This window comes from Pseudomonas sp. M1, from assembly GCF_022760135.1.
Lineage (GTDB): Bacteria > Pseudomonadota > Gammaproteobacteria > Pseudomonadales > Pseudomonadaceae > Pseudomonas > Pseudomonas citronellolis.
This window is the reverse complement of sequence record NZ_CP094343.1, coordinates 1,087,827-1,102,689: the sequence shown is the minus strand read 5'-3', so window position 1 is coordinate 1,102,689 and position 14,863 is coordinate 1,087,827. Positions and strand designations below refer to the sequence as shown.

The window sequence follows — 14,863 nt, the reverse complement described above, 5'->3', positions numbered from 1 at the left end:
GTGACGCCGACAATTTCCCCATGTACCCGGTCCTCCCTGGAGAGCGCCATGCCCCCACTTCCCGATGATGAACGCTGCTGGCAGGCGGTCTGCGAGCGTGACGCGGGCTTCGACCAGCGTTTCGTGTTTTCCGTTCGCTCCACCGGCGTCTATTGCCGGCCGAGCTGCCCGGCGCGGCGGCCAAGCCGCGCCAACGTGCGCTTCCACGCCGACGCGGCGGCCGCCGAAGCCGCGGGCTTCCGCCCCTGCAAGCGCTGCACGCCCGACGGCGAGAGCCCGGCGCAGCGCCTCGATGCGCTGGTCGCCGCCGCCTGCCAGTTGCTGGAGCAGGCCGAGCGCCCGTTGACCATGGACGAACTGGCCGCGCGTATCGGCCTCTCGGCCTCGCACCTGGCCCGCGCCTTCAAGGCGCGCACCGGCCTGACGCCGCGGGCCTGGGCCGAGGCCCGCCGCCAGCAGCGCCTGGCCGCCGCCCTGCCGCAGGCGCGTTCGGTGCTCGATGCCGCCCTGGAGGCGGGCTATTCCGGCACCCGCGCGCTCTACGAGGCGCCCACCGCGCTGAGCCCGGCGCAACGCCGGCAGAAAGGCGCCGGCACCCGGCTGCGCTATGCCATCGCCCCCTGCCCGCTCGGCCAGGTGCTGCTGGCCGCCAGCCCGCGGGGCGTCTGCGCCCTGCTGTTCGGCGACGCGCCGGAGCAGTTGGAGGCGGAACTCCGCCAACGCTTCGCCGCCGCCGAGTTGCAGCGCGACGACGCCGGCCTGGGCGACTGGCTGGGCCGGGTGCTGCGCCAGCTGGAGCAGCCCGAACGCGCCGCCGGCCTGCCCCTGGACCTGCACGGCAGCGCCTTCCAGCTGCGCGTCTGGCGCGCCCTGGCGCAGATTCCCAGCGGGCAGACGCGGCGCTACGGCGAACTGGCCGAGCAGTTGCACAGCCATCCCCGGGCCATCGCCCGCGCCTGCGCGAGCAACCCGGTGGGGCTGCTGGTGCCCTGCCACCGGGTGGTGGCCGCCGACGGCGGCAGCGGCGGCTACCGCTGGGGCCTGGAGCGCAAGCGCGAGCTGCTGCGCCGCGAGGACCAGGCGGCGCAGCAGGACGAACCGGCCTGAGCCGCCTCCGATCGGCCGGGCCCATGGCAGAGCCCTCGCTGTGCTATGGTTCGGCCCCTCGAAGGACCGCCTGCAAGCCCCATGACCCTCTGGAACCTCATCACCCGTTTCGGCGACAGCTCGCTGCTGCTGCCCTGCGCGCTGTTCATCTATGCCTGGTTGCTGCTGCGCCGGGAAACGTACAACGCCAACTGCTGGCTGCTGCTGTTCAGCCTGGCCGCCGGCGTCACCCTGGTCTCCAAGCTGGCCTTCATGGGCTGGGGCATCGGTATTCCCGCCTGGAACTTCACCGGGCTGTCCGGCCACAGCATGATGGCCGCCAGCGTCCTGCCGGTGCTCTGCAGCCTGCTGCTGCCCGCCCACCCCGCCTGGCGCCTGGCCGCCGCGGCCGGCGGCGCCGTGCTGGCGGTGCTGGTGGGCGTGTCGCGGCTGCAGATCAACGTCCATTCGCCGGCGGAAGTCTACGGCGGGCTGGCCGTGGGCCTGGCCGCCAGCGGCGCCTTCCTCTGCCTGACGCAGCGCCACCTGCCGTCGCTGTCGCCCGTGCTGCTGGCCCTCGTCCTGCTGCTGGCCTCGCTGCAGGGCGTGACCGGCGTGCGCGCGCCCACCCACCAGATGCTCGAACGCATCGCCGCCTACATGGCCGACCGCGACAAGCCGTTCAAGCGCGGCGAGTGGGGTGGCTTCCATCGCCTCGACGGGCAGCGGGCGCCGGCGGCCTGAGCCGAGATGCCCTTCGTAGGATGGGTTGAGCCTGCGAAACCCATGCGGTCGTGGTGATGGGTATCGCTTCGCTCAACCCATCCTACGGTGAAATACCCTGCCTCCCTTACAGACCGCGCTGAAGCGCTCTTCGGAGCGGGCCCTGCCCGCGATTCGCGCGCAGGGCGCGCTCCTACAAGGGAGCGGCATGCGCGTTCGGAAAACCGAACGCGCGAACGGCGTCTATTCGGCAGTCCGAACACCCGTCTCGCCAACGGCCCGCCGATCCCGAATATAAATCCTTTAAATTCAATTACTTGAAATAAATCCCAGGGACTGGCACGGTCCCTGCTCCAGTGCTTCCCGTGAGCATGCGGCAGCGCCGCGCTTGCCCGCCGGCCGCCAGGAGGGCCCGCCGCCGGGTACGCCTGCCGCAGGATCGACAACAACCAGAACAAGTCGAGGAAGCATCAATGCGTATCGCACCCCGTGTGCTGGGCGTGGCCATCGTCGCCGCCCTGTTCGCCACTCCGGCCCTTTCCGAGGAACTCACCGGCACCCTGAAGAAGATCAAGGACTCCGGCACCATCGTCCTCGGCCACCGTGACGCCTCCATCCCCTTCTCCTACCTGGCCGACGACCCGCGCCAGCCGGTGGGCTATTCCCACGACCTGCAGCTGAAGGTGGTCGAGGCGGTCAAGCAGGAACTGGGCATGCCCGACCTCAAGGTGCGCTACAACCTGGTCACCTCGCAGACGCGCATCCCGCTGGTGCAGAACGGCACCGTGGACATCGAGTGCGGCTCCACCACCAATAACCTGGAGCGCCAGAAGCAGGTCGACTTCTCCCTCGGCATCTTCGAGGTGGGCACCCGCCTGCTGACCAGGAAGACCAGCGGCATCAACGACTTCGCCGACCTCAAGGGCAAGAACGTGGTGACCACCGCCGGCACCACCTCCGAGCGCCTGCTCAAGTCGATGAACGCCGAGAAGAAGATGGGCATGAACATCATTTCGGCCAAGGACCACGGCGAGTCCTTCCTGATGCTCGAATCCGGCCGCGCCGTGGCCTTCATGATGGACGACGCCCTGCTCTACGGCGAAATGGCCAAGGCCCGCAAGCCCGACGACTGGGCGGTGGTCGGCACCCCGCAGTCCTATGAAATCTACGGCTGCATGGTGCGCAAGGGCGACGAGGGCTTCAAGAAAGTGGTCGACAAGGCCATCGCCGACACCTTCGCCTCCGGGCAGATCAACGACATCTACGCCAAGTGGTTCACCCAGCCGGTGCCGCCCAAGGGCCTGAACCTCGAATTCCCGATGAGCGACACGCTCAAGAAGCTGATCGCCAGTCCCACCGACAAGTCTGCCGAGCAGATGTAAGGGTGGCGCCCCGCCGCGCTCACGAGGCGCGGCCGGGCGGGGAACGGGAGCGCCAGCGGCGCTCCCGGCCTCCCCTTCCTTCCCGATCCACCACCGGAACACGCCCGCCACCCACGGGCGCAGGCGCCTGCGCGCCGCGTTCCGGCCGTTTCGACGCCCCGCACGGGGCCATCGAGGGCAACCTTCATGAACTACAACTGGGACTGGGGCGTGTTCTTCAAGTCCACCGGGATCGGCGACGAGATCTACCTGGACTGGTACATCGCCGGCCTGGGCTGGACCATCGCCGTCGCCCTCACTGCCTGGCTCCTCGCCCTGGCGCTGGGCCTGGTGCTGGGCGTGCTGCGCACCGTGCCGAACCGCTGGCTATCGGCCATCGGCACCGGCTACGTCGAGCTGTTCCGCAACGTGCCGCTGCTGGTGCAGCTGTTCATCTGGTACTTCCTGGTACCGGACCTGCTGCCGCAGCCGCTGCAGGACTGGTTCAAGCTCGGCCTGGCGCCGGAAACCTCGGCCTTCGTCAGCGTCGTGGTGTGCCTGGGCCTGTTCACCGCCGCGCGCGTCTGCGAGCAGGTGCGCACCGGCATCCAGGCGCTGCCCGGGGGGCAGGTCGCCGCCGGCCGCGCCATGGGCTTCAGCCTGCCGCAGGTGTACCGCTACGTGCTGCTGCCGCAGGCCTTGCGCATCATCATCCCGCCGCTGACCTCGGAGTTCCTCAACATCTTCAAGAACTCCTCGGTGGCCTCGCTGATCGGCCTCATGGAGCTGCTGGCGCAGACCAAGCAGACCGCCGAGTTCAGCGCCAACCTGTTCGAGGCCTTTACCCTGGCCACGGCGATCTACTTCACCCTGAACATGAGCCTGATGCTGTTCATGCGCCTGGTCGAGCGCAAGGTCGCGCTGCCCGGGCTGATTTCCGTGGGAGGCAAATGATGGACTTCGGCTCGATCGTCCCGGCGCTGCCGGGCCTGTGGGACGGCATGGCCATGACCCTGCAGCTGACCGGCCTGGGCGTGCTCGGCGGCGTGGTGCTGGGCACCCTGCTGGCGCTGATGCGGCTGTCCCACAACCGCCTGCTGAGCAACCTGGCCGGCTTCTACGTCAACTACTTCCGCTCCATCCCGCTGCTGCTGGTGATCACCTGGTTCTACCTGGCGGTGCCCTACATCCTGCGCTGGATCACCGGCAGCGACACCCCGGTGGGCGCCTTCACCAGTTGCCTGGTGGCCTTCGTGATGTTCGAGGCGGCGTACTTCTGCGAGATCGTCCGCGCCGGCATCCAGGCCATCCCCAAGGGCCAGATGGGCGCGGCGCAAGCCCTGGGCATGACCTACGGCCAGTGCATGCGGCTGATCATCCTGCCCCAGGCGTTCCGCAAGATGACCCCGCTGCTGCTGCAGCAGAGCATCATCCTGTTCCAGGACACCTCGCTGGTCTACACCGTCGGCCTGATGGACTTCCTCAACGCGGCGCGCTCGCGCGGCGACATCATCGGCCAGCCCCACGAATTCCTGATCTTCGCCGGTCTCGTCTACTTCATCGTCAGCTTCACCGCCTCCTTCGCGGTCAAGCGCCTGCAGAAAGGGTTAGCCCTATGATCACCATCGACAACGTCAACAAGTGGTACGGCGACTTCCAGGTCCTCACCGACTGCAGCACCTCGGTCGCCAAGGGTGAGGTGGTGGTGGTCTGCGGGCCGTCCGGCTCGGGCAAGTCGACGCTGATCAAGTGCGTCAACGCCCTGGAGCCGTTCCAGAAGGGCGACATCGTCGTCGACGGCACTTCCATCGCCGACCCGAAGACCAACCTGCCGAAGCTGCGCTCGCGGGTGGGCATGGTGTTCCAGCACTTCGAGCTGTTCCCGCACCTGACCATCACCGAGAACCTGACCATCGCCCAGGTCAAGGTGCTCGGCCGCGGCAAGGACGAGGCCACCGAAAAGGGCCTGGCGCTGCTCGACCGCGTCGGCCTCAAGGCCCACGCCCACAAGCACCCCGGCCAGCTTTCCGGCGGCCAGCAGCAGCGCGTGGCCATCGCCCGCGCCCTGGCCATGGACCCGATCGTGATGCTGTTCGACGAACCGACCTCGGCGCTGGACCCGGAGATGGTCAACGAGGTGCTCGACGTGATGGTCCAGCTGGCCCAGGAAGGCATGACCATGATGTGCGTGACCCACGAGATGGGCTTCGCCCGCAAGGTGGCCGACCGGGTGATCTTCATGGACCGCGGGCAGATCGTCGAAGACTGCGCCAAGGAAGAGTTCTTCGGCGACCTGGAAGCCCGCTCCGAGCGCGCCCGGCAGTTCCTCGCCAAGATTCTCACCCACTGAAGCCCACCCATGCCCCGTAGGATGGGTTGAGCGAAGCGATACCCATCAGCGGCCGGCCCGTCGCCACACCCGGCGCCGGGCTGGCCCGCTTCCGACGACTGTGATGCAATGCCCGCCCAGCCATTGACCCTGCCACCGCCGAACGTGAAGCCGAGCCTCGTGCGCAACCTGCTGTTGCCGATTCCGCTGATCCTGCTGATGCTCGGCTTCGGCTACGGCGGCTACCTGGTCAGCGCCGGCGCCGGCACCCGCGCCCTGGTCGCCAGCGGCGAGCGTCAGCTGGAACTGCACGCCCGCGGGGTGGAAAGCGAGATCAGCCGCTACACCTACCTGCCCAGCCTGCTGGAGCTGGAAAACAACGTCACCCGCCTGCTGCTGGACCCCACGCCCTACCGCCGCGACCTGGTCAACGCCTACCTCGAAGGCCTCAACCGCCGCGCCGGCAGCCGCGCCATCTACCTGCTCGACACCTCCGGCCGGGTGCTGGCCACCAGCAACTGGCAGGACGCCGACAGCTACCTGGGCGAGGACCTGTCCTTCCGCGCCTACTTCCAGGACGCCGTGCAGGGCCGCCCGGGGCGCTTCTACGGCATCGGCAGCACCGTCGGCGAGCCCGGCTACTACCTGGCCCACGGCCTGGTGCATGGCGGGCGCATCGTCGGCGTGGCGGTGGTCAAGGTGAAGATGGAGGCCCTGGAGGAACGCTGGGAGAAGGCCCAGCTGCAGGCCTTCGTCAGCGACGAGAACGGCATCATCGTCCTCTCCAGCAACCCGCAGCTGCGCCTGAAGGCGGTGCGCCCGCTCAGCGCCTCGGACAAGGAGCGCCTGGCGCGCAGCCTGCAGTACTACTGGTGGGCGCTCAACGAATGGCAGCCCAGCTAGCGCCGGGCCCTGGGCGAGGGCGTGGAGGAAATCGGCTTCCGCGACCGCGACGCCAGCGGCGAGCCGCACGCCGAGCGCCTGTACCTGAAGCAGAGCCGCCGCCTGAACGACACACCCTGGGACTTCACCCTGCTCAGCCCGCTGCAGGACGTGCGCCGCGAGGCCATGATCCACGGCGTGCTGGCCGCGGTGGGCTTCGCCCTGCTGGCGTTCGGGCTGATCGCCTGGAACGAGCGGCGCAAGGTCCTGGCCACCCGCCTGGCCGCCCGCGAGGCGCTGCAGCAGGCCAACGACGAACTGGAGCGGCGCATCGCCGAACGCACCGCCGACCTGCGCGCCAGCAACCAGCATCTACGCGAGCAGATCCGCGAGCGCCGCCAGGCCGAGGACACCCTGCGCAAGGCCCAGGACCGCCTGGTCCAGGCCGGCAAGCTGGCGGTGATCGGGCAGATGTCCACCAGCATCGCCCACGAGCTGAACCAGCCGCTGGCGGCGCTGCGCACCCTCTCCGGCAACACCGTGCGCTTCCTCCAGCGCGGCGCCCTGGACATCGCCAGCAGCAACCTGGAAGCGATCAACGAAATGGTCGACCGCATGGGCCGCATCACCGCCAGCCTGCGCGCCTTCGCCCGGCGCGCCGACGACCACGGCCAGGCGCGCCTGGGCAAGGCGGTGGACGCCGCGCTGCGGGTGCTGCAGGTGCGCCTGAAGGACTGCCCGCTGGCCCTGCACCGCGAATTCGACGACGTGAGCCTGGGCATCGACCAGACGCGCCTGGAACAGATCCTGGTCAACCTGATCGCCAACGCCCTCGACGCCATGAGCGCGCAGGCCGACCGCCAGCTCTGGCTCAGCGGCCGCGCCGAGGGCGCGCAATACCACCTGACGGTGCGCGACAACGGCCCGGGCATCCCGCCGGATGCCCGCGAGCACCTGTTCGAACCCTTCTTCACCACCAAGCCCGGCGAGCACGGCCTGGGCCTGGGCCTGACGCTCTCGGCCAGCCTCGCCACCGCCGCCGGCGGCAGCCTAGGCGTGGCCCACCCGGAGGCCGGCGGCACCGCCTTCGAACTCAGCCTGCCCCTGCTGCCCACTCAGGAACCCACGCCATGAGCGACGAAAAACTCCGCGTACTGGTGGTCGAGGACGACCCCCACGTGCTGCTCGGCTGCCAGCAGGCCCTGGCCCTGGAAGACCTCGACAGCGACGGCGTGGCCAGCGCCGAGGAAGCGCTGCGGCGCGTGGGCGCCGACTTCCCCGGCATCGTCATCAGCGACATCCGCCTGCCCGGCATGGACGGCCTGCAACTGCTGGCCCGCCTGCGCGAAAAGGACGCGCAGCTGCCGGTGGTGCTGATCACCGGCCACGGCGACATCGCCATGGCGGTGCAGGCCATGCGCGACGGCGCCTACGACTTCATGGAAAAGCCCTTCGCCCCCGAACGCCTGGTGGACGTGGCGCGGCGCGCCCTGGAGCACCGCCGGCTCAGCCGCGAGATCGGCCAGCTGCGCCGCCAACTGGCCGGGCGCCAGGCCCTGGAGGCCCGGCTGATCGGCCGTTCGCCGGCGATGCAGGCGCTGCGCGAGCTGATCGCCAACGTCGCCGACACCTCGGCCAACGTGCTCATCGAGGGCGAGACCGGCACCGGCAAGGAACTGGTCGCCCGCTGCCTGCACGACTACAGCCGGCGCCAGGCCAAGGCCTTCGTCGCGCTGAACTGCGGCGGCCTGCCGGAAAGCCTGATCGACAGCGAAATCTTCGGCCACGAGGCCCACGCCTTCACCGGCGCCGGCAAGCGGCGCATCGGCAAGATCGAGCACGCCGACGGCGGCAGCCTGTTCCTCGACGAGATCGAGAGCATGCCGCTGAACCTGCAGGTCAAGCTGCTGCGGGTGCTGCAGGAACACCAGCTGGAACGCCTGGGTTCCAACCAGCTGATCCCGGTGGACTGCCGGGTGATAGCCGCGACCAAGTCGGACCTCGCCGCCATGGGCCGCGAGGGCAGCTTCCGCAGCGACCTCTACTACCGCCTCAACGTCATCACCCTGCAGTTGCCGCCGCTGCGCGAGAGGCGCGAAGACATCCTGATGCTCTTCGAGCACTTCCTGCAGCAGTCCTCGCTGCGCTTCGACCGCCCGGCGCCGGCCATCGACAACGCCACCGCCGCCAGCCTCATGGCCCACGACTGGCCGGGCAACGTGCGCGAACTGCGCAACGTCGCCGAACGCTTCGCCCTCGGCCTGCCGGTGCTCAGCGGCAGCGGCAAAGGCCCGGATGCCAGCGAACCGCGCTTCGCCGAAGCCGTGGAAGCCTTCGAACGCAGCCTGCTGCAAAGCGCCCTGGAACGCCACGCCGGCAACCTCAGCCAGGCCGCCCTGGCCCTGGGCATGGCCAAGACCACGCTGTTCGACAAGGTGAAGAAATACGGCCTGGCGTAGCTCCAGGGAAGCACGGTCGTAGGAGCGGACCCCGTCCGCGATTGCCCGATCCATTGCACCGAACCCTCCATCGGCACAGCCCTCGTAGGATGGGTTGAGCTTGCGAAACCCATGCGGTCGTGGTGATGGGTATCGCTTCGCTCAACCCATCCTACGGGGCTTCCCTGGAGTTGTAGGAGCGGACTCTGTCCGCGATCGGCCCGATCCATTGCACCGGACCATCCATCGGCACAACCTACGGGGTGTCATATTTGCCGGAAGGTGCAGGAGACGCCCCTTACCCCGCGCGCACCTCTTCCAGCAATTCGGGATGGCGGTCGAGCACCTTGAGCAGCTTGACCAGCGCCAACGGCGGGCGCGTCTTGCCATTCTCGTAGCGGGAGAACGCGTTCACGCCGCCACCGAAGATCTCCGCGGCCTCGCGCTGGTCCAGCGCCAGCTTCTTGCGTACCGCGGCGATGAATCCCGGATCGACCATCGAAGCGTTCACCCGCTTGTTGAAGGCCAGCATCCGGGCATTCACTCGCGCCGACTCGTCGGCGTCCAGCACCGCCTCGCCACAGGCCGGGCAGAACTCACCGCGCACACCTGTTATCAGGGTGCTCTCTCCCTTGTAGGCATAGGGAAGGTCGCGGGTCTCGTGGAGTAGTTCGGCTCCACCGCAGAGGGGACATTTCATGCTCATAGCTCCTTGAAGGACACGACAAGCACATCGTCTATGACGGTCAACTTCAGATAGATCCGCCCCACGGCGGTCGAAGGTCGGTAGACGTCCTGCCAGACCCGATGATCGGCGTGAGTCGTCATGCTCTTGTAGAAATCGCGGGGCGCCAGGGCCTCGATGACCGCCAGCATGCCGGCGAAGTCCAACCCCAGCGCCGCGCCGCCGGAGAGCGCGGAATAGGTCGCGCGAACCCTGCCCTGGGCAAGCAGCGACTTGACTCGATCGAGACGGCAATGGGGTGTCGATTTCTCCATCGAGCAAGGCTAGACAAACCCCGGCTATTTGGCAACTTGGTTAATTCCAGCCTGCCGCATTGCACTCCCACGCAAGCTCCGGGACACTAGCCGCCTTTCCCATCGCCGCGTCGCCGGAGCCGCCCCATGTCCGCCAAATCCGAAGCCTTCTGGAACCAGCTCTGCGCCGACGCCGGCGTCGACCCGCAGCGGCGCCTGGCCGCGCGCCAGGCCATTCTGGCCGATGCGAAGGCGGTGGATGCCTGCTTCTACCGCCCCGACGACAACGACCCGGACGCCGAGGAGCTGGACCTGGGCGACGCCAGGGTGCTCATTCTCGGCCCCTTCGAGGCGCCCGCCGACTGGGACGCCGCCGAGCGCGAGGCGTTCTTCGAGGATGCCGACCCGGCGGCCTTCTTCAACGCCCTGGTGGAGTGCGAGGCCGAGCCCGGCAGCAAGGCCTTCTTCGTCCCGGAGATCGGCGATTTCGTCGCCGTGATGCCGAGCCCGGACAAGGTGCAGATGTACTTCCTGCACGACTGGCACGAAGAGGAAGACGGCTGCCATTGCGTACTGGTGCGCGACGACGAAGGTCTCTGAGCCGACACGCAACCCAGGCTTTTTCCTACAGAAGCAGCGGTGAATCTCCACTAGGCCGGGCGCCGGGCCGAACCTACAGTTGCGGGCTCATTGCACCCAGCGGCGCCCGCCATGCCCCACGATCACGACAGCCTGCCGGTGGAACTCGAAACCCACCTGCCCAACCACGCCCCGCGCATCCTGCGCGGGCGCATCAGCCTGAACGACTACCACGACCTGCTGCTGGGCGACACGCCCGCCCTGGTCCGCCTGACGGACCTGCATGGCCAGAGCGACCTGTTCATCCGCGGGGTGAACATCCGCTGGGTGGTCCGCACCGACGACAGCGACGCAGCCGCCTAGGCGCCGCGCCGAAACCTGCCTGGGCGCGGGCCTGGCTGAACCGAAGCTGAATATCGCCACGATTCATTGGCGCCCGGGGAACCGGGCGCCACGGCGTCAGTCCCAAGGGAATACGAAAGGTACTTCGGTAACTTCCTACGCAGCCTTCGGCAGCAGCGCCGTGCGAGAGCCCACCATGCAACCGGATCAAGACACCCTCTGGGTCGAACTGGAAACCCTGGACAACGCCCAGCGCCCGCATCGCCTGCGCGGACGCATGCAACTGCGCGACTACTTCGACCTGCTGGCCGGCTGCGCGCCAAGCCTGGTGCGCCTGGACGACTGCCGCGCCGACCGCCGCGGCCCGGTGGCCGACCTGTTCATCCGCAGCGTGCATATCCTGCGGGTGATGGCCCTGGGCCCGGTGCCGGCCTGAAGCGGCCTCAGTCGGCCATCCCCTTGTAGACATAGGTCATCGGCCTGGGCCCCGGCAGGTACTCGCGGCTCAGTTCGCGCACCTGGAAACCGCCGGCCTCGATCAGCGCCGGGATGTCGCGGTCCAGGTGGCAGCCGCCGGCCAGCGGCTTCCAGATCGGCGTCAGGCGGTGCTGCCAGGCGCGCACACCGGCATCCGGCGCCAGGCCGTGCTCGCAGAAGAGGAACTCGCCGCCCGGCTTGAGCACCCGGCGCATCTCCCGCAGCGCCGCCAGCACGTCCGGAATGCTGCACAGGGTGAAGGTGCAGACGATGGAGTCGAAGCTGCCGGCGTCGGCGCGAATCTGCCCCAGCTCCAGCGCCACCATTTCCACCGGGATGCCGATCCCCGCCGCGCGCTTGCGCGCCAGGCTCTGCATCTGCGCCGCCGGGTCGACGCCGACGATTGTCGACACTTTCCCCGCGTCGTAGAAACCCAGGTTCAACCCGGTGCCGATGCCGATCTCCAGCACCCGGCCATGGGCCCGCGGCACCAGCTTCGAACGCTGCTTCATCACCTCGCCCATCCCGCAGGCGCAGTCGATCAGCCGTGGCAGCAGGTAGCGGTCGTAGACACCCATGCTCGTCTCCGGTGGCGGTTTCGCCCAGCCTAGCGCAGCCCGGGCCGCGCCGCGCGGGCTTTTCCGCCATCCGCCGGATTCCTGGGAACCTTTGTGCATAACTCGTCGACCCATTAGACGATTGTCGACAATCCCCTTGACCACACGAACGAGGGGGGTTAGTTTTCGCCGCACCTGATGTGGATTGTCGACACCATGAACGAATCCCTGCTCCTGCCCAACGACGTCGAAGGCGACGGCGAGACGCTTTCGGAACACGTGTTCCGCAAGATCCAGTCGGCCATCGTCAAGGGCGAGATCGCCCCCGGCAGCAAGATCTCCGAGCCGGAGCTGGCGCGCACCTACGGCATCAGCCGCGGCCCGCTGCGCGAGGCGATCCACCGCCTGGAGGGCCAGAAGCTGCTGGTGCGCGTGCCCCACGTCGGCGCGCGGGTGGTGTCGCTGAGCCATGCCGAGCTGATCGAGCTGTACGAAATCCGCGAGTCCCTGGAAGGCATGGCCTGCCGCCTGGCCGCCGAGCGCATGAGCCAGGCCGAGATCGACGAGCTGCGCCGGGTGCTCGACACCCACGAGCGCGACGAGGCCTTCCAGGCCGGGCGCGGCTACTACCAGCAGGAAGGCGACTTCGACTTCCACTACCGGATCATCCAGGGCAGCGGCAACCGCACCCTGAGCCAGATGCTTTGCGGCGAGCTGTACCAGCTGGTGCGCATGTACCGCCTGCAGTTCTCCGCCGTGCCGAACCGGCCGCGCCAGGCCTTCGCCGAGCACCACCGCATTCTCGATGCCATCGCCGACCGTGACGGCGAACTGGCCGAACTGCTGATGCGCCGTCACATCGGCGCTTCCAAGCGCAACATCGAGCGTCACTACCTGGACGCCCAAGCCAAGACAGCCAACGAACGAGGTGAGTCATGAGTCTGCTTTCCCCCGGCCAGCGTTTCCGTACCGCCCTTGCCGAAGAGAAACCGCTGCAGGTGATCGGTGCGATCAACGCCAACCACGCCCTGCTCGCCAAGCGCGCCGGCTTCAAGGCCATCTACCTCTCCGGCGGCGGCGTCGCCGCCGGCTCCCTGGGCCTGCCGGACTTGGGGATAAACACCCTGGACGACGTGCTCACCGACGTGCGCCGCATCACCGACGTCTGCGACCTGCCGCTGCTGGTGGACATCGACACCGGCTTCGGCCCCAGCGCCTTCAACATCGAGCGCACGGTCAAGAGCCTGATCAAGGCCGGCGCCGCCGCCGCGCACATCGAGGACCAGGTCGGCGCCAAGCGCTGCGGCCACCGTCCGGGCAAGGAAATCGTCTCCACCGAGGAAATGGCCGACCGCGTGAAGGCCGCCGCCGACGCCAAGACCGACCCGAACTTCTTCCTCATCGCCCGCACCGACGCCATCCAGGCCGAGGGCGTGGACGCCGCCATCGAGCGCTGCCTGCGCTACGTGGAAGCCGGCGCCGACGGCATCTTCGCCGAAGCCGCCTACGACCTGCCGACCTACAAGCGCTTCGTCGACGCGCTGAACGTGCCGGTGCTGGCCAACATCACCGAGTTCGGCGCCACCCCGCTGTTCACCCGCGACGAGCTGGCCTCGGTCGGCGTGGCCATCCAGCTTTACCCGCTGTCGGCCTTCCGCGCCGCCAACAAGGCCGCCGAAGCCGTGTACACCGCGATCCGCCAGGAAGGCCACCAGCAGAACGTCATCGAGCTGATGCAGACTCGTGCCGAGCTGTACGACCGCATCGGCTACCACGCCTTCGAGCAGAAGCTCGACGCGCTCTTCGCCAGCAAAAAATAAAAGCCGATAAAGGCCGAAAAAGCGCTGGAGGCTGGACGACTCGCTCTTCGTTCAGCCTCCAGCCTCCAGCGCTCTTACTCGGCTCTTGAAGCCCAGAACAATAGAGATGAGGAAACACCGATGAGCACGACTGAAACCACCACTGCCTTCAAGCCGAAGAAATCCGTGGCCCTCTCCGGCACCGCCGCCGGCAACACCGCCCTGTGCACCGTCGGCCGCACCGGCAACGACCTGCACTACCGCGGCTATGACGTGCTCGACTTCGCCAACCGCTGCGAATTCGAGGAAATCGCCCACCTGCTGGTCCACGGCAAGCTGCCCAACGTCGCCGAACTGGCCGCCTACAAGGCCAAGCTGAAGGCCCTGCGCGGCCTGCCGGCGGGCGTCAAGGCCGCCCTGGAAACCCTGCCGCCGTCGGCCCACCCGATGGACGTGATGCGCACCGCCGTGTCCGTGCTCGGCTGCCTGTCGCCGGAGAAGGACGACCACAACCACCCCGGCGCCCGCGACATCGCCGACAAGCTGATGGCTTCCCTGGGCTCGGCGCTGCTGTACTGGTACCACTTCAGCCACAACGGCAAGCGCATCGACGTGGAAACCGACGACGACTCCATCGGCGGCCACTTCCTGCACCTGCTGCACGGCGAGAAGCCGCGCGAGTCCTGGGTGCGCGCCATGCACACCTCGCTGAACCTGTACGCCGAGCACGAGTTCAACGCCTCCACCTTCACCTCCCGGGTGATCGCCGGCACCGGCTCGGACATGTACTCCTGCATCGCCGGCGCCATCGGCGCGCTGCGCGGCCCGAAACACGGCGGCGCCAACGAAGTGGCCTTCGAGATCCAGAAGCGCTACGACAACCCGGACGAGGCCGAAGCCGACATCCGCGCCCGCGTCGAGAAGAAGGAAGTGGTGATCGGCTTCGGCCACCCGGTCTACACCGTGTCCGACCCGCGCAACAAGGTGATCAAGGAAGTCGCCCGCCAGCTCTCCGAAGAGCAGGGCAACAGCAAGATGTACGACATCGCCGAGCGCCTGGAAAGCGTGATGTGGGAAATCAAGAAGATGTTCCCCAACCTCGACTGGTTCAGCGCCGTCAGCTACCACATGATGGGCGTGCCCACCGCCATGTTCACCCCGCTGTTCGTGATCGCCCGCACCGCCGGCTGGTCCGCCCACGTCATCGAGCAGCGCATCGACGGCAAGATCATCCGCCCGAGCGCCAACTACGTAGGTCCCGAAGACCTGAAGTTCGTGCCGCTCAAGGACCGCCCCTGAATAACGATGAATA

16 protein-coding genes and 1 pseudogene are annotated in these 14,863 nt (G+C 68.1%); 14 read left to right on the top strand and 3 right to left on the bottom strand.

Features of this window, described 5'->3' with window-relative positions; genetic code table 11:
• Nucleotides 1–48 precede the first annotated feature (48 nt).
• The 8 genes and pseudogenes from ada to PM1_RS04925 all read left to right on the top strand — a co-directional run bounded on the left by ada (nucleotide 49) and on the right by PM1_RS04925 (nucleotide 8,840).
• Nucleotides 49–1,107, top strand: a complete 1,059-nt coding sequence (ada, locus tag PM1_RS04960) for a bifunctional DNA-binding transcriptional regulator/O6-methylguanine-DNA methyltransferase Ada (RefSeq protein WP_009616004.1) — start codon at nucleotides 49–51, stop codon at nucleotides 1,105–1,107.
• Nucleotides 1,108–1,188: 81 nt separating this feature from the next.
• Nucleotides 1,189–1,830, top strand: a complete 642-nt coding sequence (locus PM1_RS04955; protein ID WP_009616003.1) for a phosphatase PAP2 family protein — start codon at nucleotides 1,189–1,191, stop codon at nucleotides 1,828–1,830.
• 452 nt (nucleotides 1,831–2,282) lie between these two features.
• Nucleotides 2,283–3,191 (top strand): glutamate/aspartate ABC transporter substrate-binding protein, encoded by a 909-nt coding sequence (locus PM1_RS04950; RefSeq protein ID WP_009616002.1) that lies wholly within the window; start codon nucleotides 2,283–2,285, stop codon nucleotides 3,189–3,191.
• 186 nt (nucleotides 3,192–3,377) lie between these two features.
• On the top strand, nucleotides 3,378–4,124 hold the full coding sequence (locus PM1_RS04945; RefSeq protein ID WP_009616001.1) for an amino acid ABC transporter permease: 747 nt from the start codon (nucleotides 3,378–3,380) through the stop codon (nucleotides 4,122–4,124).
• On the top strand, nucleotides 4,121–4,789 hold the full coding sequence (locus PM1_RS04940; RefSeq protein WP_173427889.1) for an amino acid ABC transporter permease: 669 nt from the start codon (nucleotides 4,121–4,123) through the stop codon (nucleotides 4,787–4,789). Before PM1_RS04945 ends, PM1_RS04940 begins: the two co-directional genes overlap by 4 nt.
• Complete coding sequence (locus PM1_RS04935; RefSeq protein ID WP_009615999.1) at nucleotides 4,786–5,520, top strand: amino acid ABC transporter ATP-binding protein; 735 nt, start codon at nucleotides 4,786–4,788, stop codon at nucleotides 5,518–5,520. The genes PM1_RS04940 and PM1_RS04935 overlap by 4 nt, the downstream gene beginning before the upstream one ends.
• Before the next feature lie 108 nt (nucleotides 5,521–5,628).
• Nucleotides 5,629–7,515, top strand: a pseudogene (locus tag PM1_RS04930) (sensor histidine kinase).
• Nucleotides 7,512–8,840 (top strand): sigma-54-dependent transcriptional regulator, encoded by a 1,329-nt coding sequence (locus tag PM1_RS04925; RefSeq protein ID WP_009615996.1) that lies wholly within the window; start codon nucleotides 7,512–7,514, stop codon nucleotides 8,838–8,840. The pseudogene PM1_RS04930 and the gene PM1_RS04925 overlap by 4 nt, the downstream one beginning before the upstream one ends.
• Before the next feature lie 277 nt (nucleotides 8,841–9,117).
• On the opposite strand, the gene PM1_RS04920 is transcribed toward PM1_RS04925, so the two are convergent.
• Both PM1_RS04920 and PM1_RS04915 read right to left on the bottom strand, forming a co-directional pair.
• Entirely contained in the window at nucleotides 9,118–9,519 is a 402-nt protein-coding gene (locus PM1_RS04920) for a type II toxin-antitoxin system MqsA family antitoxin (protein WP_009615995.1), read from the bottom strand.
• 2 nt (nucleotides 9,520–9,521) lie between these two features.
• The gene (locus PM1_RS04915; RefSeq protein ID WP_009615994.1) at nucleotides 9,522–9,818 is read right to left on the bottom strand and encodes a type II toxin-antitoxin system MqsR family toxin; all 297 of its coding nucleotides are present in this window, start codon (nucleotides 9,816–9,818) and stop codon (nucleotides 9,522–9,524) included.
• A gap of 126 nt (nucleotides 9,819–9,944) precedes the next feature.
• Between PM1_RS04915 and PM1_RS04910 the strand changes: the two genes are divergently transcribed.
• The 3 genes from PM1_RS04910 to PM1_RS04900 all read left to right on the top strand — a co-directional run bounded on the left by PM1_RS04910 (nucleotide 9,945) and on the right by PM1_RS04900 (nucleotide 11,154).
• Entirely contained in the window at nucleotides 9,945–10,397 is a 453-nt protein-coding gene (locus tag PM1_RS04910; RefSeq protein ID WP_009615993.1) for a hypothetical protein, read from the top strand.
• A gap of 111 nt (nucleotides 10,398–10,508) precedes the next feature.
• Nucleotides 10,509–10,739, top strand: a complete 231-nt coding sequence (locus tag PM1_RS04905; protein WP_009615992.1) for a hypothetical protein — start codon at nucleotides 10,509–10,511, stop codon at nucleotides 10,737–10,739.
• Nucleotides 10,740–10,914: 175 nt separating this feature from the next.
• Nucleotides 10,915–11,154, top strand: a complete 240-nt coding sequence (locus PM1_RS04900; protein ID WP_009615991.1) for a hypothetical protein — start codon at nucleotides 10,915–10,917, stop codon at nucleotides 11,152–11,154.
• Between the two features lie 7 nt (nucleotides 11,155–11,161).
• Here the strand turns inward: PM1_RS04900 and PM1_RS04895 are convergent, their stop codons facing one another.
• Nucleotides 11,162–11,773, bottom strand: coding sequence for a class I SAM-dependent methyltransferase (locus PM1_RS04895; RefSeq protein ID WP_009615990.1), 612 nt, complete (start codon nucleotides 11,771–11,773; stop codon nucleotides 11,162–11,164).
• Nucleotides 11,774–11,968: 195 nt separating this feature from the next.
• Here PM1_RS04895 and PM1_RS04890 point away from each other — a divergent pair, with 195 nt between their 5' ends.
• From PM1_RS04890 to prpC, 3 genes are all read left to right on the top strand, one after another.
• Nucleotides 11,969–12,691, top strand: a complete 723-nt coding sequence (locus PM1_RS04890; protein WP_009615989.1) for a GntR family transcriptional regulator — start codon at nucleotides 11,969–11,971, stop codon at nucleotides 12,689–12,691.
• Nucleotides 12,688–13,572: a methylisocitrate lyase gene (prpB, locus tag PM1_RS04885; protein WP_009615988.1), complete on the top strand. Its 885-nt coding sequence runs from the start codon at nucleotides 12,688–12,690 to the stop codon at nucleotides 13,570–13,572. The genes PM1_RS04890 and prpB overlap by 4 nt, the downstream gene beginning before the upstream one ends.
• A gap of 120 nt (nucleotides 13,573–13,692) precedes the next feature.
• The gene (prpC, locus tag PM1_RS04880; protein ID WP_009615987.1) at nucleotides 13,693–14,850 is read left to right on the top strand and encodes a bifunctional 2-methylcitrate synthase/citrate synthase; all 1,158 of its coding nucleotides are present in this window, start codon (nucleotides 13,693–13,695) and stop codon (nucleotides 14,848–14,850) included.
• The last annotated feature ends 13 nt before the right edge of the window (nucleotides 14,851–14,863 follow it).